The 23,731-nt window shown below is 70.2% G+C and carries 27 protein-coding genes; 14 read left to right on the top strand and 13 right to left on the bottom strand.

What is annotated here, in order from left to right:
- Nucleotides 1-21: 21 nt before the first annotated feature.
- Nucleotides 22-777 (top strand): TetR family transcriptional regulator, encoded by a 756-nt coding sequence (locus FGD71_RS18025; protein WP_119101474.1) that lies wholly within the window; start codon nucleotides 22-24, stop codon nucleotides 775-777.
- A 12-nt stretch (nucleotides 778-789) separates the two neighbouring features.
- On the opposite strand, the gene FGD71_RS18020 is transcribed toward FGD71_RS18025, so the two are convergent.
- Both FGD71_RS18020 and FGD71_RS18015 read right to left on the bottom strand, forming a co-directional pair.
- A complete protein-coding gene (locus FGD71_RS18020; RefSeq protein ID WP_240436642.1) occupies nucleotides 790-1,485 on the bottom strand; it encodes a hypothetical protein in 696 nt (231 codons plus the stop codon).
- A gap of 113 nt (nucleotides 1,486-1,598) precedes the next feature.
- Nucleotides 1,599-3,173 carry a TIGR03086 family metal-binding protein gene (locus FGD71_RS18015; RefSeq protein WP_338120058.1) on the bottom strand — a complete coding sequence of 525 codons (1,575 nt, stop codon included), beginning with the start codon at nucleotides 3,171-3,173 and terminating at the stop codon, nucleotides 1,599-1,601.
- 210 nt (nucleotides 3,174-3,383) lie between these two features.
- Here FGD71_RS18015 and FGD71_RS18010 point away from each other — a divergent pair, with 210 nt between their 5' ends.
- Nucleotides 3,384-4,256, top strand: a complete 873-nt coding sequence (locus FGD71_RS18010) for a carbonic anhydrase (RefSeq protein ID WP_119101472.1) — start codon at nucleotides 3,384-3,386, stop codon at nucleotides 4,254-4,256.
- Nucleotides 4,257-4,425: 169 nt separating this feature from the next.
- A complete protein-coding gene (locus tag FGD71_RS18005; RefSeq protein WP_119101471.1) occupies nucleotides 4,426-5,871 on the top strand; it encodes a Tat pathway signal sequence domain protein in 1,446 nt (481 codons plus the stop codon).
- 28 nt (nucleotides 5,872-5,899) lie between these two features.
- Here the strand turns inward: FGD71_RS18005 and FGD71_RS18000 are convergent, their stop codons facing one another.
- The 5 genes from FGD71_RS18000 to FGD71_RS17980 form a co-directional block, all read right to left on the bottom strand.
- Nucleotides 5,900-6,727, bottom strand: coding sequence for a carbohydrate ABC transporter permease (locus FGD71_RS18000; protein WP_119101470.1), 828 nt, complete (start codon nucleotides 6,725-6,727; stop codon nucleotides 5,900-5,902).
- Nucleotides 6,724-7,689 carry a carbohydrate ABC transporter permease gene (locus tag FGD71_RS17995; protein WP_240436641.1) on the bottom strand — a complete coding sequence of 322 codons (966 nt, stop codon included), beginning with the start codon at nucleotides 7,687-7,689 and terminating at the stop codon, nucleotides 6,724-6,726. The genes FGD71_RS18000 and FGD71_RS17995 overlap by 4 nt, the downstream gene beginning before the upstream one ends.
- Nucleotides 7,690-7,766: 77 nt before the next feature.
- A complete protein-coding gene (locus FGD71_RS17990) occupies nucleotides 7,767-9,008 on the bottom strand; it encodes an ABC transporter substrate-binding protein (protein ID WP_119101469.1) in 1,242 nt (413 codons plus the stop codon).
- A gap of 112 nt (nucleotides 9,009-9,120) precedes the next feature.
- A complete protein-coding gene (locus FGD71_RS17985) occupies nucleotides 9,121-10,077 on the bottom strand; it encodes a LacI family DNA-binding transcriptional regulator (protein ID WP_420878316.1) in 957 nt (318 codons plus the stop codon).
- 26 nt (nucleotides 10,078-10,103) lie between these two features.
- Nucleotides 10,104-12,587, bottom strand: a complete 2,484-nt coding sequence (locus FGD71_RS17980) for an ATP-binding SpoIIE family protein phosphatase (protein ID WP_119101467.1) — start codon at nucleotides 12,585-12,587, stop codon at nucleotides 10,104-10,106.
- 235 nt (nucleotides 12,588-12,822) lie between these two features.
- On the opposite strand from FGD71_RS17980, the gene FGD71_RS17975 reads away from it, so the two are divergent.
- Nucleotides 12,823-13,371 (top strand): DUF6886 family protein, encoded by a 549-nt coding sequence (locus tag FGD71_RS17975; RefSeq protein ID WP_119101466.1) that lies wholly within the window; start codon nucleotides 12,823-12,825, stop codon nucleotides 13,369-13,371.
- Between the two features lie 90 nt (nucleotides 13,372-13,461).
- Complete coding sequence (locus FGD71_RS17970; RefSeq protein WP_119101582.1) at nucleotides 13,462-14,343, top strand: glycosyltransferase family 2 protein; 882 nt, start codon at nucleotides 13,462-13,464, stop codon at nucleotides 14,341-14,343.
- Between the two features lie 21 nt (nucleotides 14,344-14,364).
- On the opposite strand, the gene FGD71_RS17965 is transcribed toward FGD71_RS17970, so the two are convergent.
- The 3 genes from FGD71_RS17965 to FGD71_RS17955 all read right to left on the bottom strand — a co-directional run bounded on the left by FGD71_RS17965 (nucleotide 14,365) and on the right by FGD71_RS17955 (nucleotide 17,568).
- Nucleotides 14,365-16,083 (bottom strand): bifunctional 3'-5' exonuclease/DNA polymerase, encoded by a 1,719-nt coding sequence (locus FGD71_RS17965; RefSeq protein WP_119101465.1) that lies wholly within the window; start codon nucleotides 16,081-16,083, stop codon nucleotides 14,365-14,367.
- A 67-nt stretch (nucleotides 16,084-16,150) separates the two neighbouring features.
- Complete coding sequence (locus tag FGD71_RS17960) at nucleotides 16,151-16,876, bottom strand: Clp protease N-terminal domain-containing protein (protein ID WP_119101464.1); 726 nt, start codon at nucleotides 16,874-16,876, stop codon at nucleotides 16,151-16,153.
- Nucleotides 16,877-16,938: 62 nt separating this feature from the next.
- On the bottom strand, nucleotides 16,939-17,568 hold the full coding sequence (locus FGD71_RS17955) for a LysE family translocator (protein WP_119101463.1): 630 nt from the start codon (nucleotides 17,566-17,568) through the stop codon (nucleotides 16,939-16,941).
- 237 nt (nucleotides 17,569-17,805) lie between these two features.
- Between FGD71_RS17955 and FGD71_RS17950 the strand changes: the two genes are divergently transcribed.
- Nucleotides 17,806-18,942, top strand: a complete 1,137-nt coding sequence (locus FGD71_RS17950) for a DUF2786 domain-containing protein (RefSeq protein ID WP_119101462.1) — start codon at nucleotides 17,806-17,808, stop codon at nucleotides 18,940-18,942.
- 63 nt (nucleotides 18,943-19,005) lie between these two features.
- Here FGD71_RS17950 and FGD71_RS17945 read toward each other — a convergent pair whose 3' ends face one another.
- The 3 genes from FGD71_RS17945 to rpmB all read right to left on the bottom strand — a co-directional run bounded on the left by FGD71_RS17945 (nucleotide 19,006) and on the right by rpmB (nucleotide 20,117).
- Nucleotides 19,006-19,512 carry a hypothetical protein gene (locus FGD71_RS17945; RefSeq protein WP_162931161.1) on the bottom strand — a complete coding sequence of 169 codons (507 nt, stop codon included), beginning with the start codon at nucleotides 19,510-19,512 and terminating at the stop codon, nucleotides 19,006-19,008.
- A gap of 63 nt (nucleotides 19,513-19,575) precedes the next feature.
- Nucleotides 19,576-19,881 carry a 30S ribosomal protein S14 gene (gene rpsN / locus FGD71_RS17940; RefSeq protein ID WP_119101460.1) on the bottom strand — a complete coding sequence of 102 codons (306 nt, stop codon included), beginning with the start codon at nucleotides 19,879-19,881 and terminating at the stop codon, nucleotides 19,576-19,578.
- A complete protein-coding gene (rpmB, locus tag FGD71_RS17935) occupies nucleotides 19,881-20,117 on the bottom strand; it encodes a 50S ribosomal protein L28 (protein ID WP_119101459.1) in 237 nt (78 codons plus the stop codon). The genes rpsN and rpmB overlap by 1 nt, the downstream gene beginning before the upstream one ends.
- A gap of 61 nt (nucleotides 20,118-20,178) precedes the next feature.
- Here rpmB and rpmG point away from each other — a divergent pair, with 61 nt between their 5' ends.
- The 8 genes from rpmG (at nucleotide 20,179) to FGD71_RS17890 (ending at nucleotide 23,686) form a co-directional block, all read left to right on the top strand.
- A complete protein-coding gene (gene rpmG, locus FGD71_RS17930; protein WP_019753828.1) occupies nucleotides 20,179-20,343 on the top strand; it encodes a 50S ribosomal protein L33 in 165 nt (54 codons plus the stop codon).
- Between the two features lie 5 nt (nucleotides 20,344-20,348).
- A complete protein-coding gene (locus tag FGD71_RS17925; protein WP_119101458.1) occupies nucleotides 20,349-20,603 on the top strand; it encodes a type B 50S ribosomal protein L31 in 255 nt (84 codons plus the stop codon).
- Nucleotides 20,603-21,727, top strand: a complete 1,125-nt coding sequence (locus FGD71_RS17920) for a CobW family GTP-binding protein (protein ID WP_119101457.1) — start codon at nucleotides 20,603-20,605, stop codon at nucleotides 21,725-21,727. The genes FGD71_RS17925 and FGD71_RS17920 overlap by 1 nt, the downstream gene beginning before the upstream one ends.
- Before the next feature lie 6 nt (nucleotides 21,728-21,733).
- The gene (rpsR, locus tag FGD71_RS17915; protein WP_119101456.1) at nucleotides 21,734-21,967 is read left to right on the top strand and encodes a 30S ribosomal protein S18; all 234 of its coding nucleotides are present in this window, start codon (nucleotides 21,734-21,736) and stop codon (nucleotides 21,965-21,967) included.
- Nucleotides 21,968-22,046: 79 nt separating this feature from the next.
- Nucleotides 22,047-22,421 carry a VOC family protein gene (locus tag FGD71_RS17910; RefSeq protein ID WP_119101455.1) on the top strand — a complete coding sequence of 125 codons (375 nt, stop codon included), beginning with the start codon at nucleotides 22,047-22,049 and terminating at the stop codon, nucleotides 22,419-22,421.
- 7 nt (nucleotides 22,422-22,428) lie between these two features.
- On the top strand, nucleotides 22,429-22,773 hold the full coding sequence (locus FGD71_RS17905; protein ID WP_119101454.1) for an ArsR/SmtB family transcription factor: 345 nt from the start codon (nucleotides 22,429-22,431) through the stop codon (nucleotides 22,771-22,773).
- A gap of 52 nt (nucleotides 22,774-22,825) precedes the next feature.
- The gene (locus tag FGD71_RS17900) at nucleotides 22,826-23,284 is read left to right on the top strand and encodes an SRPBCC family protein (protein WP_119101581.1); all 459 of its coding nucleotides are present in this window, start codon (nucleotides 22,826-22,828) and stop codon (nucleotides 23,282-23,284) included.
- A 180-nt stretch (nucleotides 23,285-23,464) separates the two neighbouring features.
- On the top strand, nucleotides 23,465-23,686 hold the full coding sequence (locus tag FGD71_RS17890; RefSeq protein WP_119101580.1) for a DUF397 domain-containing protein: 222 nt from the start codon (nucleotides 23,465-23,467) through the stop codon (nucleotides 23,684-23,686).
- Nucleotides 23,687-23,731: the final 45 nt, after the last annotated feature.

Raw genomic sequence — 23,731 nt, 5'->3', positions numbered from 1 at the left:
GCTCCCCGGTAACCTGCTTCGGTGACCGACCAGCAGCCCCCCGAAAAGGCCCCGAAGAGGACCCCGCGGCGCGCCCCCGCCCCCGATGAGCGCCGCCTGGACCCCGAGCGCACCCGGCGGCTGCTGGTCGAGGCCGCCATCGACGAGTTCGCCGCCAAGGGGTACGCGGGCGCGCGGGTGCAGGACATCGCTGACCGCGCCGGGGTCAACAAGCAGCTCATCGCCTACCACTTCGGCGGCAAGGAGGGCCTCTACCAGGAGCTGGAGCGCCAATGGCTGGTCCGCGAGGCGACGTTCGCCACGCCGGACGTTCCGCTCGACGATCTCGTCGCCCGCTATCTCCACATGGCCTTGGACGACCCCCGTTTCGCGCGGCTCACCCTCTGGCAGAGCCTCACCGGCGGCGCCGCGGGCAAGCACCCCGAGGATCTTTCCGACCTTCAACGGCGCCAGAGAGAGGGTGAGTTGGCGCCGGAGCTCGACCCGGCCGCGGTGATGCTCATGCTGTACGCCGTCGTCGTGGCCCCGCTGGCCCTCCCGCAGACCGCCCGCGAGCTCTTCGGCCTTGAACCTGACTCGCCCGAGTTCCGCGAGCGCTACACCGAGCAGCTGCGCCGTCTCGTCCGCCGCCTCGCGGACACGACGCAGGGCGCCGAGGCGCCGTCCGGTTCGGAGAGCGGGGAACGGGCCGGCGCGGGGGGCTCGGAGAGCGCGGAACGGGCTGGTTCGGGGAGCGCGGAACCGGAGGCACCACTCCCGCCCTCTGGGACTGTCTGAACGCTGTGGTGATCAAGCCTCGCCGTGCAGTCGCGGGAGGTACGGGCTGAAGTGGTCGGCGACGAGTTCTGCGATCGCCGTGGCATCGCGGGAGCCGTCGACTTCGATCACGCGGATGCCGAGTCGGTGGGCGGTGCGGACGGCGTCCTCGGCGACGAGGCGGTCGCGGGTGAGGCGGTTGGCCTGTGCTCGGGCCGGGTCGCTGACGCGGTGGCCGAGCGAGGCGGCTCGGGGCAGCTCGCGGACCTGACGTTGGCGGAACTCCGGTGTGGGCACCATGACGACCATCCGGCGCGGTGAGTCGATGATGCGTGCGACGAGCTCGGGGCGGAGTCCCCAGCCTTCGGCGATGATCGGGTGGCCCGAGACGAGCGAGCGCAGGTCGTCCAGGGCCCATTCGAACCGGACCGGGAAGCCCGCCAGGGTCTCGGTGGCCATCTCTTCCGGGGTCGGGTGGACCCACACCTTGTCCGGGTGGGGTTCGGTGGCGGGCTCGCCGAGGCCGACGCGACGGGCGATCCGGCGATCGTTGTGACCGCGGGCGTCCTGGTAGTCGTAGTGATAGACGGTAATGCCGTACTGGACGGCAAGGAGCCGGGCCACGGTCGACTTACCGGCCCATTGGCCGCCGCCCATCCACAGCGCGCGGTGCAATGTGCCGAAGGGATCCCAGACTTCGCTGTCCGCAAGGGAGTTCTGACCGGTCACCTGGCGTCCTCCTGAGTTGAGGTGCACGGCTGACTTCGACGGTGCAGGTCGCCCAGTAGCCGCCGGTCAGATGTTGCCAGGCGACGGCGACCCCTCGCGGAAAACCGCCCCGCTCAGCCGATCGTGCGGCCCAGGTACGCGGCAAGGCGGTCGGTGGCGCTCGCACCGGCGGGTGTCGGCTGTGGCGGGGCGAAGGAACCGCCGGGAGTTCTGGGCAGGGCACCGTAGATCGCCTGGGCCGCGGGCAGGGTGGTCTCGGCGATGTCCGGGAGGAAGTCGGTCGGCCGGCCGGTCGCCTTGGCCAGGTCCCAGCCGTGGACCAGCATTTCGATGATGACCTGCTCGACCAGCCGCCAGCCAGGGGCCGGGCCGTAGTGCTGCTCGGTCATGCCCGGTCGGCGAAACGCCGTGAGTGTCGTCCGCGCCGCGGAGCGGAACGCGGCTGCCGGGTCGCCGCCGAGGTGGTCGGCGGTGAAGTCGGAACGGGGGGTGCCGTCGGCCAGGCTCGTCCACAACAGGTTCTCCCAGACCAGGTGGTTGAGCAGGGTGCGTACGTCCCAGTTGGCGCACGGTGTGGGATCGCCCAGCTGCTCCGGTTTCACGGCGGCCACCATCTTCTCCACCTCGGCCAGAACCCGGGTGCAGGCGTTCAACAGGCCCGCCGGATCGGTCGTATTCCCCTGATCGTCGACCATCGCCGCGATGCCCGCGGCCCGCGCGCCCGGCTCGGAGTGGGTTCGCAGCGCGGTCATGAGCCACTGGCCCGGCACGGCCATGCTCGGCCTTGGTGGCCGGCCGTTGATGATGCACAGCAGCTGCCCGTAGCGTTCGGTTCGGGTGTCGGCGGCGACTTCGAGTTGTTCCAGCAGTCGACGCCGGGCGTCGGCGCCGTCGCCGTCCGAGGGGCGGCGAGTTTGGGACTGGGTGGGGATCCATGCCTGGACGATGTCGGCCACGATCGGCTCGGAGGTCGGTGAGTCCGCGGCGATCCCGTCCTCGATTGCCGCGGTGACCCGCCGCACCCACATGTCGGTGAGGTCCTGCACCGCTCGGAGAGTCTGCTCGTCGTGCTCACCCGGTGCGTGCTCGGCCGAGTACTCGGCCATGCGGCGCATCGCCGTGCGCAACGCGGGGTCGCGGACGAGTTCCGCCAGCTCGATCCAGGCGTCGACCTGCTCGGCGGTGGGCTCCACGGGCAGGTTCGGGGTAGCGGCGAGCAGTCCCTGCCGGTAGGTCGGTACGTCCAGGTCCTCGATCGTGCTCAACACGAACTCGTGGATGATCGCCGTGCGCTCGGCCGCGGACAGCCGCGCCACCTTGGTCATGATGGTGAACTCCTCAGTCGTGGTGCTGCGGTTGACGACCGACCGCAGAACCGCCTGCTGTAGTCGAAGCGTGCGGATCTGCGCTTCCAGCGCGTCTGCGTGGACCGCTGCCGCCTCGGCCAGGCCACGCGTGCGGTCGACAACGCCGCGAATGGCATCCAGGCCCAGTCCGAGATCACGCAACGTCCGCGCCAACTCCAGCCGAGCCACTGCCTGGGCGTCGTACAACCGGTAGCCGGCCGACGTACGGCGCGTCGGCGGCGCCACTCCGACGTCGGACCAGTGCCGGATCAACTTCACCGACAATCCGGTACGTTCCGCCGCCTCGCCGATGCTCAACAAGGCCGTGTCCTCGATACGCACGCGACTCACCATCGGGTCTCCCACGGTAGGAGAGTCAACTTCCGCAGGGTAAGAAACGCAGATCGTTTTTTGTACGAGCCCTTAACTCGATTGGTCCTTCCTTGTTCGTCGCTCGTCTCTGCGCTGGTCGGCCGGACCGAACAGTGGAGATCGGCACCCAAACGGTGGCCGAAATCCCGATCAGCCGACCTCCATGAGGTGGAAACAAGCATGTCTTCCCGTGTCATACGCATGGCCGCGATAGCCGGAGTCACCGCCCTGACGGTCTTCACGGCCACGTCCTGCGCCGACGAAGACGGCGGCGCGGATGCGAAGAGCACGCCGGCCGCGGCCGTCTCGCCCAACTCCGACGGCAACTCCGACGCCAAGGGTGAGAAGAACGAGAAGAAGCAGGAGGGTGCCCACTGGAGTTACGAGGGGGCTGACGGTCCGGCGAACTGGGCGACCCTCGCCGAGGACTTCGAGGCCTGTGAGGCCGGGCGCGAACAGTCCCCGATCGATCTGGATGACGACAAGGCGGCCGAGGCCCCGGTCGACAAGGCCGTCACCATCGACTACAGACCCGTCACCGCCGAGCTGGTGAACAACGGTCACACCGTCCAGGCCGATGTCTCCGCGGGCAGCAAGATCGTCATCGACGGCACCTCCTACGACCTCAAGCAGTTCCACTTCCACCTCCCGAGCGAGCACACGGAGGAGGGTGAGCACACCGCGATGGAGATGCACTTCGTGCACGCGGACAAGAACGGCAAGCTCGCAGTCGTGGGCGTACTGATGAAGGAGAAGGCCGGTACGTCCGCCTTCGCGGATCTCTTCGAGAAGCTGCCGTCCGAGGAAGGCGCCACGGAGAAGATCACCAAGACCTTCGATCTCACCGCGTTCCTGCCCGGTGACCGTGACCAGTACCAGTACGAGGGCTCACTGACGACCCCGCCCTGCACCGAGGGCGTCAAGTGGACCGTTCTCAAGGAACCGGTGCAGGTCGCCCCGGACGAGGTGGCCGCGTACAAGGAGCTGTTCCCGAAGGCCGATCGGCCGACCCAGCCGCTGAACGATCGCGAGCTCACCGTCGTGGACGAGTGACCGACGGCCACCTCCGCGTTTCCTCGGCCCCGCAACACCGCCGGTGTTGCGGGGCCCCTCGTTTCCTTCTCCCCAACTGATTTGGCTGTCACAGGCGTTGACCCGCCCCACATGCGCCAGCACAATGAGCGCGCATCGCTGAGAGCGCTCTCAAACATAGGGGAGACCCATGACCGGCAGCCAAGGCCACGGCCCAGGCCCCGCGTTCAGCCGCCGTACGCTCATCGGGACCGGCCTCGGCATCGGTGCCGCGGCGCTCACCGCGGCCGGCTCCGGGGCGGCCCACGCGGCCGGGGCCCCGGATGCCACCGGGACTTCCGCCGGCCGTCGAGCCCGGCGTCGTGGGCACGCCTTTCTCGCCGCCGCCATGGACGCCTATCCGGACCACGGCAGCATCCGCCTGACCCAGAGCTACACCGACCAGGCGGGTCTGTTCAGCACCGCGTTCACCTATGACAACGCCCTCGCGATCCTGGCCCACCTCGCGGCTCGTACCGCGGACGGCCGGGCCAGAGCCGCGGCCCTCGGCGACGCGCTGCTGTACGCCCAGGCCCACGACCCGGCGTACGACGACGGCAGGCTCCGCCAGGCGTACAACGTCGGGCCGTACACCTTCTTCGACGGTTCACGGCAGCCGGACGGCTTCGTGCGGGCGGACGGCACCGCCAACGTCGGCACGCAGTTCGGCTTCACCGGAACGGCCGTGGGCGACATGGCCTGGGCGGGCATCGCGCTCAGCGCGCTCGCCCGACGGACCGGGGCCCGACGCTTCCTCGACGGTGCCGTGCGGATCGGTACGTGGATCGAGCGGACCGGCCGCACCGACGAACCCCTCGGCGGCTACAAGTTCGGCGTCAACGGAGCCAACGAGAAACTGCCCTTCACCTCGACCGAGCACAACACGGACCTGATCTGCCTCTTCGGACGGCTCGCCCGGCTCACCGGGGACCGGGTGTGGCGGGAGCGGCGCGCGCGTGCCGAGGCCTTCGTCAAGAAGATGTGGGAGCCGTCCGGCGGCTTCTTCTACACCGGTACCAACGACGGTGTGACGGTCAACAAGTCGCCGATCCCGGAAGACACCCAGACCTGGACCCATCTCGCCCTGGCCTCCTCGTCTCCCTCTTCGTCCTCGTCCCGCCCCAGTTCCTACTCCCGGTCGCTGGACTGGGCCGCGGCCGAGCTGGCCGTCCTGGACCACGCCGGCCGGCGGAACAGCACGGTGCCCGCGGGCCAGTCGTACGAGGGGGTCACCTTCAGCTCCGCCAGTCTCGTGGCGAACGAGGACGCCCCGATCGCCGAGTTCCAGCCCAAGCCCGACCGGAACGGCGTGTGGTTCGAGGGAACGGCCCACCTCGCGCTCGCCCTGCGGGACCGCGACGGACGCGGCGACCAGGCGCGCGCCCGCCGGCTGATCGCCTCCATCGAGCGGGCCCAGGACCTGCTCGGCGGCGGCCAGAGCGTCGGCGGCAAGGCGCTCCCCGAGCGTTCCGGAGTCGTCTCGGCGAGCAGCCCCCTCGACACCGGTTTCGGCTTCGGCTACTACCCGTACCGGCACACGGGCGCGACCGCCTGGTACCTGCTGGCGGCGGCGCGCGCCAACCCGTTGCGGGCCTGAACAGGGCAGCGTGAACGCCCGCGGTCCCTCAGCCTCTGATGCTTCCGGCGGTGAGCCCGCCGACGATGAAGCGTTGGAAGATCGCGAAGATGCAGACCACCGGGATGCTGATGAGTGTGGCGGTGGCCATCAACCTCCCCCAGGACGTTCCGTGCTGGCCGACGAAGGCGTTGAGGAGGACGGTGACCGGTTGTACGTCGGGGTCCTGGGCGAGGGTGAGTCCGAAGACGAACTCGCCCCAGCCGATCAGGAAGGAGAGGCCGGCCACCGCGACGAGTCCGGGCACCATGAGGGGCAGAACGATGCGCAGCAGTACGCCCGTCAGCCCGCAGCCGTCGACCAGGGCGGCCTCCTCCAGTTCCCTCGGCACACCTCGCAGGACAGGGCGCAGCACGATCACCGCGAAGGGCAGGGTGAGGGTCGTGTCGGCGGCGATCAGGCCGATGTACGTGTCGTCGATACCGGCCCGGCGTTCGAGGATGAACAGCGGGGCCGCCAGCACGATGCTGGGCGGAAGCTGGGCGACGAGCAGGGCGAGCACCATGGCACCGGAGCCGCGCATACGGACGCGGGCGAGCGCGTAGCTGATCGGGACGCCCAGCAGCAGGGTGATGGCGACCACTCCGCAGGAGATCACCAGGCTGTTGCGCAGGGCCTGGAGGAGTGCGTCGTCCTCCAACGCCGCCGAGTAGTTCTCGGTGGTGAGCGGTGCGGGGATCCAGCGCGGGGACCCGGCCAGGATCCGGTCCGGCTCGGTGAGGCTGGTCTTGACCATCCAGTAGATCGGCAGCAGAAAGGCGACGGTGATCAGTACGGCGATCGCGGTGAGGAGCCAGGGGTGGCGCGCCGGTTTCATGCGGCTTCTCCCTCCCCGCGCAACCGCAGTACGTAGATGGAGCCCGCGACCAGCGGCACGATGAGCAGCAGCAGTCCGGCGGCGGCTCCCTCGCCGAACCGGAAGAACCTGAAGAAGACCTCGTAGACGTAGAGGGACAGGACGGTGGTGGCGTCGACCGGACCGCCGCCCGTCATGACGAAGATGACGTCGAAGACCTTGAAGGTGTAGACGAGGCCGAGCAGCAGCACCATCACCGAGACGGGCAGCATCAGCGGCAGGGTGATCCAGCGGAAGCGCTTCCAGGCGCCCGCGCCGTCGATGGCGGCGGCTTCGTGGAGTTCCGGGTCGATGGTGTGCAGTCCCACCAGGATCAGCAGCATGTTGAAGGGCACGCCGATCCACACATTGGCGAAGACGACTCCGGCGAGGGACGTGCCCGGCTCGATGAGCCAGTCGTGGGACAGGGAGCCCAGGCCCGCCGCCCGGAGCAGGGCGTTGTACGCGCCGGATTCGCCGTCGAGCATCCAGCGGAAGAGGGTGCCGCTGACGATCGGCGGCAGCAGCCAGGCCACCAGCAGCAGCGACCGGAGCAGGCCGTTCAGCGGGAAGGGCCGGGCGAAGAGCAGGGCCAGGGCGAAGCCGATGGTGAACTGGAACAGCAGTGATCCCAGCGTGAAGACCACCGACAGCCGGGCCGAATGCCAGAAGTCCGGGTCGGACACGATGGCACGGTAGTTGGCGAGACCGTTGAACCGCGTCGCCTCGCCGAGCAGACCTCTCAGGGCCACGTCGTGCACGGACATCCACACGTTGTAGAGCAGCGGGTACACCAGGAAGAGGGCGAGGAAGGCCAGGCTCGGCAGGGAGAACAGGTACCCGGCCCGCCGCAGGCGGGCAGAGGGCGGCCGGGGCGTCGGCGGGCGGGAGGCGAGCAGCCGGGGAGCGAGACGGCGGGGAACGAGACGGCGGGGAGAGAGCACGCGGGGAGAGAACGAGCGGGAAGCAGGCGGGTGGGAAGCGGGTGAGCGGGACGAGCGTGGAGCCGGGCGGCGTGGCCTCACCGCCGCTCCAGCGCTTTGTCGATCTCGGCCGCGGCGGTCCTCGCCGCGGCCCCGGGGGTGGCGGAGTCGGTGAGTACGGCCTGTTCGGCCTCGGCGATCGCCTGTGAGGCGTCGGCGTAGCCCGGCCCGTACTGGCGTGGACGGGCGATCGGCAGCTGGCTGAGGAACAGCCGCAGGGCCGGGTCGGACGCCCAGGGGCCCTGGTCGGCCAGATCCTTGCGGGCGGGGAGGTTGCCGAACGCCACCAGATACGGCAGCAGAACCGACGGACGCTGGGTGTACCGCAGCACCTCCCACGCCTTGTCCTGGTGATCGCTGCTCGCCATCACGACCCAGTTCTCGCCGCCCAGGCAGGTGGCGGCCGTCTTGTCGCGGGGGAGGGCGACCACCTCCCACTCCAGGTTCGCCTGCTTGAGGGTGGGGATCTGCCACGGTCCGTTGATCTGCATCGCGGCCCGCTGGTTGAGGAACCGGGCGTTGGCGTCCTGCTGGTTCCAGCCGACGCACTGTTCGGACAGCGAGCCCTTGGCGACCAGGTCGTCGAGGAAGGACAGAGCGGTCGCACCGTGGGTGGCGAAGGTGTCCAGGTCACCGCCGGCCTGCCACAGGAACGGCAGGAACTGGAAGACGCCCTCCTCGGTCTTGATCGCGCTCATGGCCAGCCCGAACCGGTTCCCACTGGTCAGCCGCTGTGCCGCGTCGGCCAGCTCGTCCCATGTGGTGGGCGGCTCCACTCCGGCGGACCGGAGCATGTCGGTGTTGTAGTAGAGGGCGAGGCAGTTGGCGTTGTTGGGAATCCCCAGCGTCTTGCCTTCCACCTGGCAGCCGTCCCAGGGGCCTTTGTAGTACTGGTCGGCCTGGCCCCACTCCTCGACCTTGTCGGTGAGGTCGGCCAGCAGGTCGCTGCCGCCCAGGGTGTTCATCGCCACGTTGTCGACGATGGCGATGTCCGGCAGGTCGCCGGAGACCGCGCCCAGGGTGATCTGCCGGTCGAGGTCCGCGAAGGGGAAGGTCCGCCGACTGATCTTCACACCGGGAACGTTTTCCTCGATGTCCTGGATGAGGGCTGTCATGCCTTCCTGGAAGTTCTCCAAGGTGAAGTAGTCCCACCAAGTGAGAGTGACCGTGGCGCTCTCCTGGTCGGAGCCGCAGGAGGCCAGGGATCCGCTCAGGCCGAGGGCGGCGGTTCCTGTGGCCGCGGCACGCAAGAAGCCACGACGGTCGACGGTGGACGGCATACTCCGCTCCCAAGTCTGTGATCAGGGGGTCAGGGCTGAGAGGTGGGGGATCAGGGCCGGGGGGATCAGGGCCGGGGTGGCGAAGGAGGCCCGGATCGGTCGAGCACTCGGGTCAGAAATCGGAACCCGGGAAGTCCGGTATGTCCGGGAATTCAGAGACTTCCGGTTCCGGTTCCGAGCCGGGCACCGGCCGGCACGGACCGGTGCTGGCGCGCAGGGAGATCAGGGGTTTCAGCAGGACGTGCCGGGGAGGTGAGGCGGGCGCGGTGAGACGCTCCACGATCAGCTCGACCCCGATCCGGCTCATCTCCTTGGCCGGGATCTCGGCCGCGGTGAGCTGCGGCGTCACCTGCTCCGCCCAGTGCCCGGCCGCCACGCCGACGATCGAGAAATCACGCGGCACGGCACGGCCGTGCCGCGTCAGCCCGCGGTACAGGCCCTCCAACGCCGCCTCGTTCATGGTGACCAACGAGGTGGTCGCCGGGTCGTCCCGCAGGATCCGCTCCAGCACCTTCTCACCCGCGACGACGGCGTCGTCGCAGAGATACGCGTGGGTGGTGAGGCCCAGCTCCGCCATGGCCTCGGTGTAGCCCTCGAGCCCGAGGTGCGCGAACCCGTACCCGCTGTGGAAGAGCTGTTCCGACCGGTTGACGAAGGCGATCCGGCGGTGGCCCAGGTCGGCGAGGTGACGCACACAGCCGGCCGCCAGACCGGCGAAGTCCAGATCGACCCAACTGGTCTCGTCCGCCCTGCGGTTCCTGCCGATCGTGACGAAGGGAAAGCCCGCTTTGGCGAGATGGTCGACCCGGTCGTCGTCCCGCCGGATCTCCATGACGATCAGGCCGTCCACCAGCCGCTCGGCGAGGATCCGCCGGAACGAGGGATCGCTCTCCGTGTCGCTGGGGGAGAGCAGCAGATCGTAGCCGTGGATCGTGGCGGCCTCGGCCACCCCGCCGATGAAGGCGAGCTGCATCTCGGTGTAGAGGCGGCCTCGGCCGGCCGGCGGATAGAGCAGCCCGAGCATGCGGGCCCCGCCACCCCCGGAGACCGGGGCGTCGACTCCTGCCACCGGCTCGCCCCTCTCACTGCCCATCCTCAGTTGCCCGGAAGAGGCTGTTCGGCCCAGATGGTCTTGCCTCTGGACGTCTGGCGGGTGCCCCAGCCCTGAGTGAGCTGCGCGACCATGTGCAGTCCGCGGCCGCCCTCGTCGTACGTCCGCGCGCGGCGCAGATGGGGAGCCGTGTTGCTGGCGTCGGAGACCTCGCAGATCAGGGACCGGTCGCGGATCAGCCGGAGTCCGATCGGGACATCCCCGTACCGGATGGCGTTGGTGACCAGCTCGCTCACCACCAGCTCGGTGACGAACGCGATCTCTTCCAGGCCCCAGGCCGTCAGCTGGCGGGAGGCCTGGGCCCGGGCGTCGGCGACGATCGCCGGGTCGGCCGGCAGGGCCCACGCGGCGACCTGGTCGGCATGCAGGGCGCGGGTGCGGGCGAGAAGGAGGGCCACGTCGTCGTCGGGGGTTTCGGGGAGCAGCGCCTTGAGCATGGCGTCGCAGGTGACGTCGAGCGAGGGGACGGGGGAGGCCAGCGCTTCGCACAGCCGGTCGAGGCCGACCCCCAGGTCATGGTCGCGGGCTTCGAGCAGTCCGTCGGTGTAGAAGGCGAGCAGACTGCCCTCGGGCAGTTCGATCTCGGTGGCCTCGAAGGGCAGCCCGCCGACGCCCAGCAAGGGCCCGGGGGAGAGGCCGATCACGGTGACCCTGCCGTCGGGGAGAAGGACGGCCGGCGGGGGGTGGCCGGCGCTGGCCAGCGTGCACATGCGGGAGACCGGGTCGTAGACGGCGTACAGACAGGTGGCGCCGACCTCACCGGTGTACAGCTCCTCCTGGGCCTGGCTGTTGTCGTCGGAGGTGAGGTGGGTGACCAGGTCGTCGAGGTGGGTGAGGAGCTCGTCCGGGGGCAGGTCGACGTCGGCGAGCGTCCGTACGGCCGTGCGGAGCCGTCCCATGGTGGCCGAGGCATGGATGCCGTGACCGACCACGTCTCCGACGACCAGGGCGACCCGGGTGCCGGACAGCGGAACGACGTCGAACCAGTCGCCGCCCACACCGGCGCTCGAGCCGGCCGGCAGATAGCGGTACGCGACTTCTACGGCCGCCTGCTTGGGCAGTTCGCGGGGCAGCAGACTGCGCTGGAGGGTGAGCGCGTTGCCGCGCTCGAGGGTGTAGCGGCGCGCGTTGTCGACGCCGACGGCCGCCCGGCCGGCCAGTTCCTCGGCGAGGATCAGGTCGTCCCGCTCGAAGGGCGCCGAGGACCGGTTCCGCACGAAGACCGCCACCCCGAGGGTGATCCCGCGGGCCCGCAGGGGAACCGCCATGATCGAGTGAAATCCGTACCCGCGTACGCTCGCGCTCCTGGCCTCGTCCTGCTCGATCCACCGCACGAAGTCGGGATCGTCCGTCCCGCTGAGCAGCGGTCGCCCGGTGGCCAGGCAGCGGGCAGGAGGCGAGAAGCTGGGGTAGGTGTCGGCCTCGCCGAGGTCGACGGAGGCCTCGGGCACTCCTTCGGCGCCGGACTGGTGCGCGACCCGCCGCAGCACCACGGCGGCGTCGACCGGCCCGGGAACCGGCTCCTCACCGCGGAGCACGGAGTCGAGCAGGTCCACGCTGACGAAGTCGGCGAGCCGGGGCACGGCCAGATCGGCGAGTTCCTGGGCGGTGCGCGTCACACTCAGGGTGGTGCCGATCCGGGCCCCCGCTTCGTTCAGCAGGGCCAGCCGCTGCCGGGCCCAGTGCTCCTCGCTGCTGTCGAACGTCGCGGTGGCGACACCGCGCACCTCGCCGGTGACGGGGTCCCGGACCGGCCACATCTCGGTGATCCAGGCGCGTTGCGGGGAGGAGCGGGCCCTTGGACGGGCCTCAGAACCGGCCTCCCGCGGGCCCGTTCCCGGGCCGCTCTCCGCACTGGCCACCGGGCCGGTTCCCGGACCGGTCGACGGCACCGGGATGCGGCGCTCGTAGCGCAGCGGCATGGCGTGCTGCGCCACCCTGTCGATGTGCCGCAGGAACCCCTCGTCGGCGCGCTGCTCGCCTGTTGCCGCCTTCTCCGACGCGATGGGGTTCAGCCGCCACCCCCGTGAGCCCTTGCTGAAGGTGGACATGGCGACCGAGGACTGGGTGAACGCCCACTCCAGCATCCTCTGATCGTGCTCCGCCTCGGGCGCGTCCATGGCGGCGGTCACGAGGAACTCCTGGACCGCGTCGTTCCGGTCCAGCGAGGGGTAGCAGTGCAGCGTGAGGTCGAGGCGGTGACCGTCCTGGTGCCGGAGGGCGGCCGTGCCGCTCCACTCGCGCGAACCGGTCAGGGTGTACCCGATGGCGTCGGAGAGCTCCACAGTGGCGAGCAGGTCGGCCGCGGTGCGCCCCACGACATCCGAAGCGTGGTAGCCCAGCAGGCGCCGGGCCCCCTCACTCCAGCCCGTGACGACGCCCTCCGGGCTGACGGTGGCTGTGGCGGGCTCGGGTGAGTGGGCGGAGCGATCCGGGTGTTGATCAGATAGGGCCCTTCTGTTCGTCATCTTTACTCAATTCGCGCCAGTCACGTCACTGATAGTCCTCGATAGTCCTCAGCGTGCGCGCTGAGCAGGAAACGGACAAGTCGGACTCGCGTGGATGTGCCGGTGAATCTGTGGCGGTCGGCATCCGCCTTGGGGCAAGGCGGCTGGTCACCGCGCGGGCCATCGCCGAAGGACACACCGTGAGGCGTCGAAAAGGTGTTGGCGCCGGGTGGCGGCCCTGCGATAGACCGGGCGTATGCGCCCGCAGCCTGGCGAAGTACTGCACTTCTCGGAAGACCCCGCGATCACGGTGTTCCATCCGCACGTCGCCGCCACCGCGCAGCAGCCGGAGGCGTACGTCTGGGCCGTCGACGAGGTCCAGGCCCCGGCCTACTGGTTTCCCCGCCAGTGTCCGCGGGCCATGGCCTGGGCCACGCCGGGAACGTCGGCGTCCGACCGTGAACGCGTCCTCGGTCCGGGCGGTGGTGAGCGAGTTCACGCGATCGAGTACGACTGGGTGGAGCGGTTCCTGGGCGTCGAGCTGTTCGCCTACCGGTTCTCCGCCGCTGCCTTCCGGCCCTTCGGCGGGCCGGTACCGCACGCCTTCGTGACGACCGTGCCCGTCGAACCGCTCGGCCCCGCGCAGCCCGTCGGCGATCTCCTGCGGCTCCACCGGGACGCGGGGATCCAACTCCGTGTGCTCGACAGCCTCTGGGAGTTCTGGGACTCGGTGGTCACCAGCACGCTGCAGTTCAGTGGTATCCGGCTGCGCAACGCCACGCCGAGGCCACAGGCCCATCAGTGACCTGCGGAGAAGACGTACTTAACGTGTCCTTATCGTGAACGACTAGCATCGCTCCCTGTTGTCGAACTAGGTGGGGTGGGCATCGTGTCGATGGGCCCGCGGATCGCGGTGGCCGTGGTGACCATGGGGAATCGGCCCGTTGAAGTCGACGCGCTGCTGGCCTCGGTGGCCAAGCAGGACCTCGCGCCCGAGCGGATCGTGATCGTGGGGAACGGATGCCCCCTGCCCGAGTTCACCGGACTGCCCGGCGAGGTCACCACCATCGAGGTCGACGAGAACCTCGGATGCCCGGGCGGGCGGAACGTGGCGCTGCGGCGGCTCAGGGAGTTCGGGGACGTGGATGTCGTCGTGGAGCTCGACGACGACGGGTTGCTCGTCGACTCCGATGTCCTGCGGAAGGTACGGGACTTGTACGCCGCCGATCCGCGCCTCGGCATCGTCGGGTTCCGGATCGCCGACGAGAACGGCGAGACCCAGCGGCGCCATGTGCCCCGGCTCGGCGCCAAGGACCCGATGCGCGGCGGGCCGGTGACCGGCTTCCTCGGCGGAGCGCACGCTCTCTCCATGAAGATGCTCGCGGAGATCGGCGACTGGCCCGCCGAGTTCTTCTTCGCGCACGAGGAGACCGATCTGGCCTGGCGGGCCGCCGATGCCGGCTGGACCATCCGGTACGAACCGGAGCTGCTGCTCCAGCACCCCAAGACCTCGCCCGCCCGGCACGCCATCTACTACCGCGTCACCGCCCGCAACCGCGTCTGGCTGACCCGGCGTCGGCTGCCCCTTCCGCTCGTCCCCGTCCACCTGGGCGTCTGGATCGCGCTGACGCTTCTGCGTACGCGGTCGGTCGGCGGGTTGCGTGCCTGGTTCGGCGGGTTCGTGGAGGGGCTCAGGGAGTCGGGCGGGGAGCGGCGGCCGATGCGATGGCGGACCGTATGGCGGCTGGCGCGGCTGGGGCGGCCGCCGGTCATCTGAGGGCCCGGGTGGCAGGGTCGTTCACTTGGCGTCCGCGTAACACTTCACCACGGCCGTCGTGAACGGAAACCGCACCGGCGTCTGACCGAACGTCAGCCGCCCCGCCAGATCCGCCGCTTCCCGGATCGCCGCCACGACCGCGTCCGCCTCCTCGGCCGGACAGTGCACCATCACCTCGTCGTGCTGGAAGAAGACCAGTTCGGCGGCCATCCCCGCACAGGTGCGCCGGAGTGCGGCGAGCAGCAGCAAGGCCCAGTCGGCCGCGCTGCCCTGGACGACGAAGTTGCGGGCGAAGCGGCCACGGGCCCGGGAGTTGGTGGAGGCGTACCCAGGGGCCCATTCCTGGCCGTCGGCAGCCTGGACGACCTCGGCGGTCCGGTCGGCCTCACCGGGCTCGTCCTGCGGGATCCCCGCCTCCTCCGAGGACGAGTCGTCGGCACCCGCGGCCGGAGGACACGTCCGCCCCAGCCACGTACGCACGAGCCGTCCCTCCTCGCCCGCCCGCGCCGCGTCGTCGACGTAGGCGACCGCCTTGGGGAAGCGGCGGCGCAGCGCGGCGAGGTTCTTGAGACCGTCCCCGGAGGTCTGCCCGTACACCGCGCCGAGGACTGCGAGTTTCGCCTGGTCGCGGTTGCCGGCGAAGGCGCGGTCGGAGACGGACTGGTAGAGGTCGGTCTCTCGGCCGGCGACCTCCATCAGGCCCGGGTCGCGTGAGATCGCGGCCAGTACGCGGGGCTCCATCTGGTCGGCGTCCGCCACGACGAGCCGCCAGCCCGGGTCGGCGATCACCGCGCGGCGGATCACCTTGGGGATCTGCAGCGCACCGCCGCCATTGGTCACCCAGCGTCCGGTGACCGTCCCGCCCGGCACGTACTCGGGCCGGAACCGCCCGTCCCGCACCCAGTCCTGCAGCCACGACCAGCCGTGGGCGACCCAGATCCGGTACAGCGTCTTGTACTCGAGCAGCGGCTTCACCGCCGGGTGGTCGACGGACTCGATCTCCCAGCGGCGCGTGGAGCGGATCCTGATCCCGGCCTGTGCGAAGGCCTTGACGACGTCCGCGGGCAGATCGGGCCGCACTCGGCGTCCGAACGCGGCCGACACCTCGTCCGTCAGCTCGGCCAGCCGCCGGGGCTCGCCCCCGCCCGCGTACCGCTCACCGAGCAGCTCGTGCAGCACTTCGCGGTGCACCGCCGCGCTCCACGGCAGCCCGGACGCGTTCATCTCGCCGGCCACCAGCGTGCCCGCCGACTCGGCGGCGGTGAGCAGGCGCATCCGCTCGGGGTGAGCTGTCGCCTCGTGTCTTCGCAGCTGGTGCGCGTACACGTCGATGAGCTGTTCCAGCGGTACGTGCACGGGGCGCGGCTCGAAGAGGGAGGACTGCGAGCCGGGTTCGGCCGAGCGCTGCGGGGGGTCCGGCGGGACGGGGCCGCCGCGCAGCCTCGCCAGCGCTGCGGCCGCCGACCGGGGCTCGCCGAGCCGTCCCTCGTGGCCGAGGAGGAGGGTCTCGGCGACCTCGATGTCGTAGCACCGCTCCACGCGGACGCCCGCGGCGAGCAGGCGGGGATAGACCTCGTCCGTCGCCCGCCACACCCAACGGGTGACGTCCGGCCGGGAGCGTACGGACTCGGCGAGGTCCGGCTCCCGCGCCACCGGCCCCGCGGGCAGCCCGTCGGCGCCGAGGCGGGCGACCTCGGCGCCACCGTCCTCGGCCGGTGCGAGAGCCCACCGGTCGGTCATGGTGGCGAGTGTGGCAGGGAGGTCTGACAACGGGACCGGACCAGGCCACGGAGTCTGCCCCCGCTGATCACTCCTGGCTGGTCTTCAGTGCCATGAGCGCCTGCTCGACGCCGGCCTCCGTGGCCGTCTTGTCCACGCCCAGCCCGCTGAGTACGCCCGTACCGCCCTCGTGCTCCAGCAGCGCGAGCAGGATGTGTTCCGTGCCGATGTAGTTGTGGCCGAGGCGGAGGGCCTCGCGGAAGGTGAGTTCCAGGACCTTCTTGGCGCCCGCGCCGTAGGGGATGAGCTCGGGAACGCTCTCGGCCCTCGGCGGAAGCGCGGCGGTCGCGGCCTCACGTACCGCGTCGAGGGAGACGCCCTGCGCGGTGATCATCGCCGCGCCGATTCCCTCGGGCTCGGTGATGAGGCCGAGGACCAGGTGTTCGGGGTGGGTCAGGTCGTTGCCGGCGGCCTTGGCCGCGCTGTGGGCGGCCATCACCACGTTCCTGGCCCGCGGGGTGTAGCGGCCGAAGCCCTGGCTCGGGTCGAGGTCCGATTCGGCCTTCGGCACGAACCGTTTCTGGGCGGCCTGGCGGGTGACCCCCATGCTCTTGCCGATGTCCGTCCAGGACGCGCCCGAACGCCGGGCCTGGTCCACGAAGTGGCCGATCAGGTGGTCGGCCACGTCGCCCAGGTGATCCGCGGCGATCACCGCGTCCTGGAGTTGGTCCAGCGCGTCGGTGTGGGCCTGCTTGATGGCCTCGATGAGGTCGTCGAGCCGTATGGAGGTGGTGGCGCGTGGGTTCGTAGTCATGCGTCAACCGTAGGTTGACACCCGAGGGGTGTCAACCCTGGGTTGACGGTGCTGTGGAGGCCCTACTTGGGGGACGCCACGAGCAGTCGCACCGCGAGCCCGGTGAAGACCGTCCCGCTGAAGATGTTCAGGCCCCGGGCGACCCGGCGGCTGCGGCGCAGCACATCGGAGAGGCGGCCGGAGAGCAGGCCCACCGAGGCGTCGAAGGCGAAGCCCATGGCCACCAGGGTGACGCCGAGGATCAGGAACTGGGTCATGACGTGGCCGAGTCCGGGGTTCACGAACTGCGGCAGGAACGCGACGTTGAAGAGGATCACCTTGGGATTGAGAAGGTTGGTGACCGCGCCCTGCCAGAAGGCGCGCCGCCGCCCCGGGCCGAGGGTGCCGCCTTCCTCGACCGGTGCCGAGCGGTCACGGAACGCCTTGACCGCGAGGTAGAGGAGGTAGGCCGCGCCCACCCAGCGCAGTACGTGGTACAGGGTCGGCAGGGCGGTGAACAGGGCCGAGAGGCCCAGCATCGCGGCGACGGCGTGGACCAGCATCGCGAAGGCCACGCCGGCGGCGGCCATCACGCCCGCGACAGGGCCCCCGCGGCCGCCCATCGCCACGATGAACATCATGTCGGGGCCGGGGCTCACGACCAGCGCGAGGGCGGCGACCAGAAACGCTGCGTAGAGGGAGGTGTCGACCATGGGGCCATGCTTTGCGGCGCGCGTACGGCGGGGCGACCCAATTTCACGCGCTGAGACGGCGGCGGGCGGCTGCTGGCGCCCTTCAGGGGCGCGGGGAACTGCACGACCAGCCATGACGGACCCGCACCGAACCACGAACCGGGGGCCTGGGGGCCTGGGGGCGCAGCCCCCAGTTTCGGGAAGGGGCGGGGCTGCGGAAGGAAAACCACCGCCCCCGCTCCGTGGCACGATCGACGCGTGAGTACGCCCAGTAGCGTGGACCGCGCCTTCGAGACCGCCCTCTACGCCGACACCGACGCGACCCTGGACACGGGCGCCTCACTCCTCGCGGCCGACCCCTCGGCGGACGCCGAACTCATCCTGCGCGGTGAGGACTTCATCGCGGCGGCCTGGCGGCGTGGCTGGCAGCCCGCCGATGTCGTACGGATCGTGCGGCGCGAGCTGGACGAGACGCACGTGCGGCTGGTCTCGGGCCTGATCCTCGGCGGCGAGGCCCGGCGGAAGCAGACGCGCGGCCGCCGCTGGGCTGCGCAGCTCGACGAGCTGGACCCCGCCCCCGTGCGCACCGACCGCTTCTCGCATGCGACAGCCGTGCTGGAGCTGTACCGCCTGCTGCTCCGCCTACCGCCCCTCGAACCGCTCGACGAACCACTCGACCATCCGCACCACCATCGGCTCCACGGGACAGCGGAGGATCGCCGGCCCGAGTCCCGCATGCTGACCCGTATACGCGCACTGCTCGCCAAGGCGGAGGCGACCGGCTTCCCGGAGGAGGCGGAGGCGCTCACCGGCAAGGCGCAGGAGCTGATGGCGCGCCACAGCATCGACGAGGCACTGCTCGCGGCGCGGGCGTCCGCGGGTGACGCGCCCGGTGCGTGCCGGATCGGCGTCGACCCGCCGTACGAGGCGGCCAAGGCCACGCTCCTCGACGCGGTCGCCACCGCGAACCGATGCCGGGCCGTGTGGAACGAACCCCTCGGTTTCTCCACCGTCGTCGGTTTCGAACCCGATCTGGAGGCGGTCGAACTCCTCCACACCTCACTGCTCGTGCAGGCCACCGCCGCGATGACGAAGGCGGAGGCGGCCGCCCGCGCCGCGGGCCGCCGCCGTACGAAGACCTTCCGTCAGTCGTTCCTGGCGGCGTACGCCCAGCGCATCGGTACGCGTCTGGCCTCCGCCACCGAGACCCAGGTGACCGACGACCTTCTTCCGGTCCTCGCCACCCGCGAGGTCGCGGTCACCGCCCGCACGGACCGCATGTTCCCGGAGACGACCACGACCCGCCTGCGTGGGGTCAACGACGCGGCGGGCTGGAACCAGGGCGCCGAAGCGGCGGACCGGGCTCAGGTGGAACCGCGTCAGCGGCTCCCCTGAGGTTCCCGGCAAGCCGCTCCGTCGGCTCCCGAGACGTATCCGGTGTCGTACCCGGTGTCGGACTCAGGTGCCCAGCTCGGCGGTGGGCAGACCCGTCGGCAGCTTCCCGCCCTCCGACTTCGTGTAGGTCTCCTCGCCGAAGCCCTCCCAGTCGACCTTCATGGTCGTGGCGTTGACGGACTTGACCATGCCCTCGGTCCGGTCCTTGTTTCCGTCGGTGCACTTCAGCGCGATCATCTGCATGCCCGACGTCTCCCCGGCGGTTCCGCTGCACACGGACCCGCCCGTCGAGAACAGGCCGGCTTCCTTACCGGTGATCACGAGCGCCACGGCCTTGCCGCCCTTGGTGGTGAGCCAGCTTCCCTGCAGACCACCGCCCTTGGACGTGCTCCCGCCGGAGCCGCCGCCGGTGTCCGCCGACTCGGTCGGTGCCGCGCTCGTCTCAGGGGACGAGGCGTTGTCACCGTCTCCGTCGTCGCTGCTGCAGCCCGCCAGGACGAGCGTGGCCGCCAGTCCCGCTGCCGCGGCCGCGATCCGCACCTGCCTGCGCGCGAAAGTCGCCGAAGTCACTGAAAGTCCCCCAAGGGTGTGGACGAAAGTCGTCGCCCGGGTCGCCGGAACGACCGCAGCAAGCTACCAGGACGACTTGCGCACCCCGGGAAGGAAGCCCGCGTGCGCCTGCTTGCGCAGATTCACACGCGAGAGCCCGAACGTCCGCAGGTACCCGCGCGGACGGCCGTCCACGCTGTCCCGGTTGCGTACGCGGGTGGCACTGGCGTCGCGCGGCTGCCTGCGCAATTCCCGCTGGGCAGCGAGCCTTTCGGCCTCCGAGGAGGAGGGCCTGCGGATGATCTCCTTCAGCTCGGCCCGGCGGGCGGCGTACCGCGCGACGATCTCCTGGCGCTTCTCGTTCTTCGCGATCTTGCTCTTCTTCGCCATCAGACCTTCACCCCACGGGCACGAATCCGGGCCACGGCCGCCTCGACGCCGATCGTGTCGACCGTCTTGATCCCCCTGGCGCTGAGCTTCAGCCGTACGTGCCTGCCCTCGCTCGGCAGCCAGTAGCGCTTGCTCTGGATGTTGGGGTCGAAGCGCCGGGACGAGCGCCGGTGGGAGTGGGAGATGGTGTTGCCGAAGCCGGGCTGGGCTCCGGTCAGCATGCAGTGCGCGGACATGGTGACGAACCTCTCTGTTCCTTCTTATTGGAAATGGGATCCGTTTTCATATACTAGCCCCATGGCACGCAACGAACTCCGTCCGGTCATCAAGCTCCGGTCCACGGCCGGGACCGGCTTCACATACGTCACCCGCAAGAACCGCCGTAACGACCCCGACCGGATGACCCTGCGCAAGTACGACCCGGTCGTGGGCCGTCACGTCGACTTCCGAGAGGAGCGCTGATCGCGATGCGTGAGGGGATTCACCCGGCGTACGGGCCCGTCGTCTTCCGGGACCGGGCCGCGAACCACGCCTTCCTGACCCGCTCGACCCTGACGAGCGAGAAGACGGTCGAATGGGAGGACGGCAACACCTATCCGGTCGTCGACGTCGAGATCTCGAACGTCAGCCACCCCTTCTACACCGGGACGGCCCGAGTGCTCGACACGGCGGGCCGTGTCGAGCGCTTCGAGCAGCGGTACGGCAAGCGGGAGGCCGGCTGATGCTGTCCGTCGCCATCGTCGGCGGGCTGCACTCCGACGCCCGCAAGGCGGCCGTCGACCGGCTGCTCGCCGACGTTCCGGGGGCCGTCGCGCTGCACCACGACCTCGCGACGGCCGTGCGGGGCACGGTCGCCCGCACGATCCGCGACAGTGGCGGCGTCCTCTCCGCCGGGGAGGCACCGCTCGTCAACGACTGCGCGTGCTGCGCCCTGCGCGAGGACCTGGTGCCGGAGCTGGAGCGGCTGGAGGAGGACGGGGCCACTCGTCTCGCGGTCGTCGAGCTGTGGGACTCGGTCGAGCCCAAGGCGATGGCCGAGGTGGTCGCGAGCAGCGGGCTGCGGCTCACCGGGGTGATCACCGCGGTCGATCCCGCGCTGGTGCTGCCGTATCTCGGCAACGGTGACGATCTCGCGGAGGCGGGACTGGCCGCGGCCGCCACCGATCAGCGCACGATCGCCGACACGTTCGCGCGTCAGCTGGAGTACGCGCCCGTGCTCGCCGTCGCCGAGTCCGAGGCGACCGACGACGAGGACCGGGCGCTGCTGGCCCAGCTGCATCCGACCGCCCGCCAAGTTCAGCTCGGCCACGGTGACTTGGCGGGTGCCGCGCTCGGCGGATTCGACGTGGAGGCGGCGGCCGCGGCCCAGCACCCGGCCTGTGCGCTGCTGCCGGCCGAGGCCGACGAGTGCGGCGTCTCCACCCTCGTATGGCATCGCCGCCGCCCCTTCCATCCGGAGCGGCTGTACGCGGCCCTGGAGGATCTGACCTGTGCCGCGGCCCGCAGCCGGGGCCGCTTCTGGCTCGCCGACCGGCCCGACACGCTGCTGCACTGGGACGCGGCCGGGGGCGCGCTGTGCGTCGAGAACGCGGGGCCCTGGCTGGCCTCGTTGCCGGACGCCGCCTGGGAGATGGTGCCGCCGGTACGACGCGCCGCGGCGGCACTCGACTGGCACCCGGAGCACGGCGACTGCTGTCAGCACCTGGTCTTCACGTCCCCGGCGCTGGACCGGGACGGACTCGAACTCCTCCTGGAGTCCTGCCTCTTGACCGACGCCGAGTACACCGCCGGCCGCACCGCCTGGAAACAGCTCCCGCCCGCCTTCGACACGCTCCTGGAGGTCTGACCACCAATGCCCCGCAAGCCCGACCGCAAGCCTCAGAAGTCCCGACCCAATCCTCTGGACGCCGCCGGCATCACCTACATCGACTACAAGGACACCGACCTGCTGAGGAAGTTCATCTCGGACCGGGGCAAGATCCGCAGCCGCCGGGTGACGCGGGTGTCCGCCCAGCAGCAGCGCCAACTGGCTCGTGCGATCAAGAACGCACGGGAGATGGCCCTGCTGCCGTACTCGGCCCGGTAGCGCGGGTTCGCCCCATCGCTATGCGTAGGGAAACTCCTACGCTTGACGTGTAGGGAATTGCCTACCTATCGTGAGCGGCATGACCATCACGCATGCCTCTTTCGTCACCGTTCCCGTCGCCGACCAGGACCGGGCCCTGCGCTTCTATACGGACGTGCTCGGCTTCGAGGTCACCGCGGACCTGGACACGCCGCAGGGTCGGTGGCTGCAAGTGGCGCCCGAGGGCGCGCAGACCGTGTTCACGTTGTCCGGGGCCGGGATGGGCGGTTTCACGCCGGGGGAGACCCGGGGGATCATGTTGGTCACGACCGATGTCGACGCCGACTGTTCGCGGCTCGCGGCCGCGGGGGTCGGCGTGGAGGGCCCGGACGACCTCCCCTGGGGACGTATGGCCGCGTTCCGGGACCCGGACGGCAACGGTCTGATGCTGCTCACGGAGAAGGAAGGCTTCTGACCGGACCATGACGACCACCGGTGCGCGCGAAGACCGCGTCTTCGCCGCGCTCGCCAATGCCACCCGGCGCGAAGTGCTGCGGCTGCTGCGGGACGAGGGCCCGCAGGCCGTGCAGGCGTTGGCCGAACACTTCGACATGCGCCGGCCGAGCCTCTCGGAACACCTGAAGGTGCTCCGGGAGGCCGGACTCGTCTCTGAGCAGCGTGCCGGACGGCAGCGCATCTATCGGCTGGAGGCGGAGCCCCTCGCCGAGGTGCAGGACTGGCTCCATCCGTACGAGAGGTTCTGGCGCCGGCGTCTCAAGGGGCTCGGCGACCTGCTGGACCGGATGCCCGACGATGAAGTGACATGAGCCACGCGCAGGTGGCCAACTGACCTGAGCCCCCCACCGGATGGCCGGCGACATGAGTCCTGCACCAGATGACCTCACCACCATCCGCGTAGATCAGTTCCTGCCGCATCCGCCGGCCAAGGTCTGGCGTGCGCTGACCGAACCAGAACTGCTGGTGCAGTGGCTGATGCCGGGTGCGGACGGCTTCCGGCTCGAGGTGGGGCACCGGTACACGATGACCTCGGTGCCGCGACCCAACTCAAACTTCTCCGGCACCGTCGATGTCGAGGTGCTCGCGTACGAGACGGGGCGGATGCTCAGCCTCCGCTGGACCGACCCCGATCCCGCGAACTGCGCGGACTGGACCATCACCTGGACGATGGAACACGAAGGCCGCGGAACACGTCTCTTCCTAAAGCACGAGGGATTCGATCCGGACGACCCTGCGCAGATGATGGCGCGTCAGATCATGGACGGGGGCTGGAGGTCGCATGCGATGCGATCTCTGGGGCATGCGCTGGGGCAGCTGTAGACGCGTGAGACAGGCGTGAAAGCTGTAACCGCAGAACCACCCCGCGTGCACGTGCATCTGCTCATGCATCTGCAGGTGAAGAGGGCTATGATCCGGGTCAGTTGACCGCTGCATCACTGGCACCAGAAACGCCACTGCGCCACCAGGGAGCGACCTGTGGACCACGACGTGTACAACGGCATGGCTGCCACGGAGCTCTTCGGGGTGGCCTGGCAGAAGAGCAGGCACAGCAACTCGCAGGGCTCCTGCGTGGAGTTCGCCAGGCTGCCCGGAGGTGAGGTGGCGGTGCGCAACTCGCGCTTCCCCGACGGGCCGGCGCTCGTCTACACGCGCGCCGAGATCGAAGCCATGCTTCTGGGTATCAAGGACGGCGAGTTCGACCATCTGGTGGGGGGCAACTGAGGGCGATCGGTCCCTCGCGCGCCGTAACGCGCGTAGAACCGCGGC

This window comes from Streptomyces sporangiiformans (assembly GCF_005768555.2).
Classification (GTDB): domain Bacteria; phylum Actinomycetota; class Actinomycetes; order Streptomycetales; family Streptomycetaceae; genus Streptomyces; species Streptomyces sporangiiformans.
Note: the sequence above shows the minus strand (reverse complement) of the source record. Positions and strands in the feature narration are given on the sequence as shown.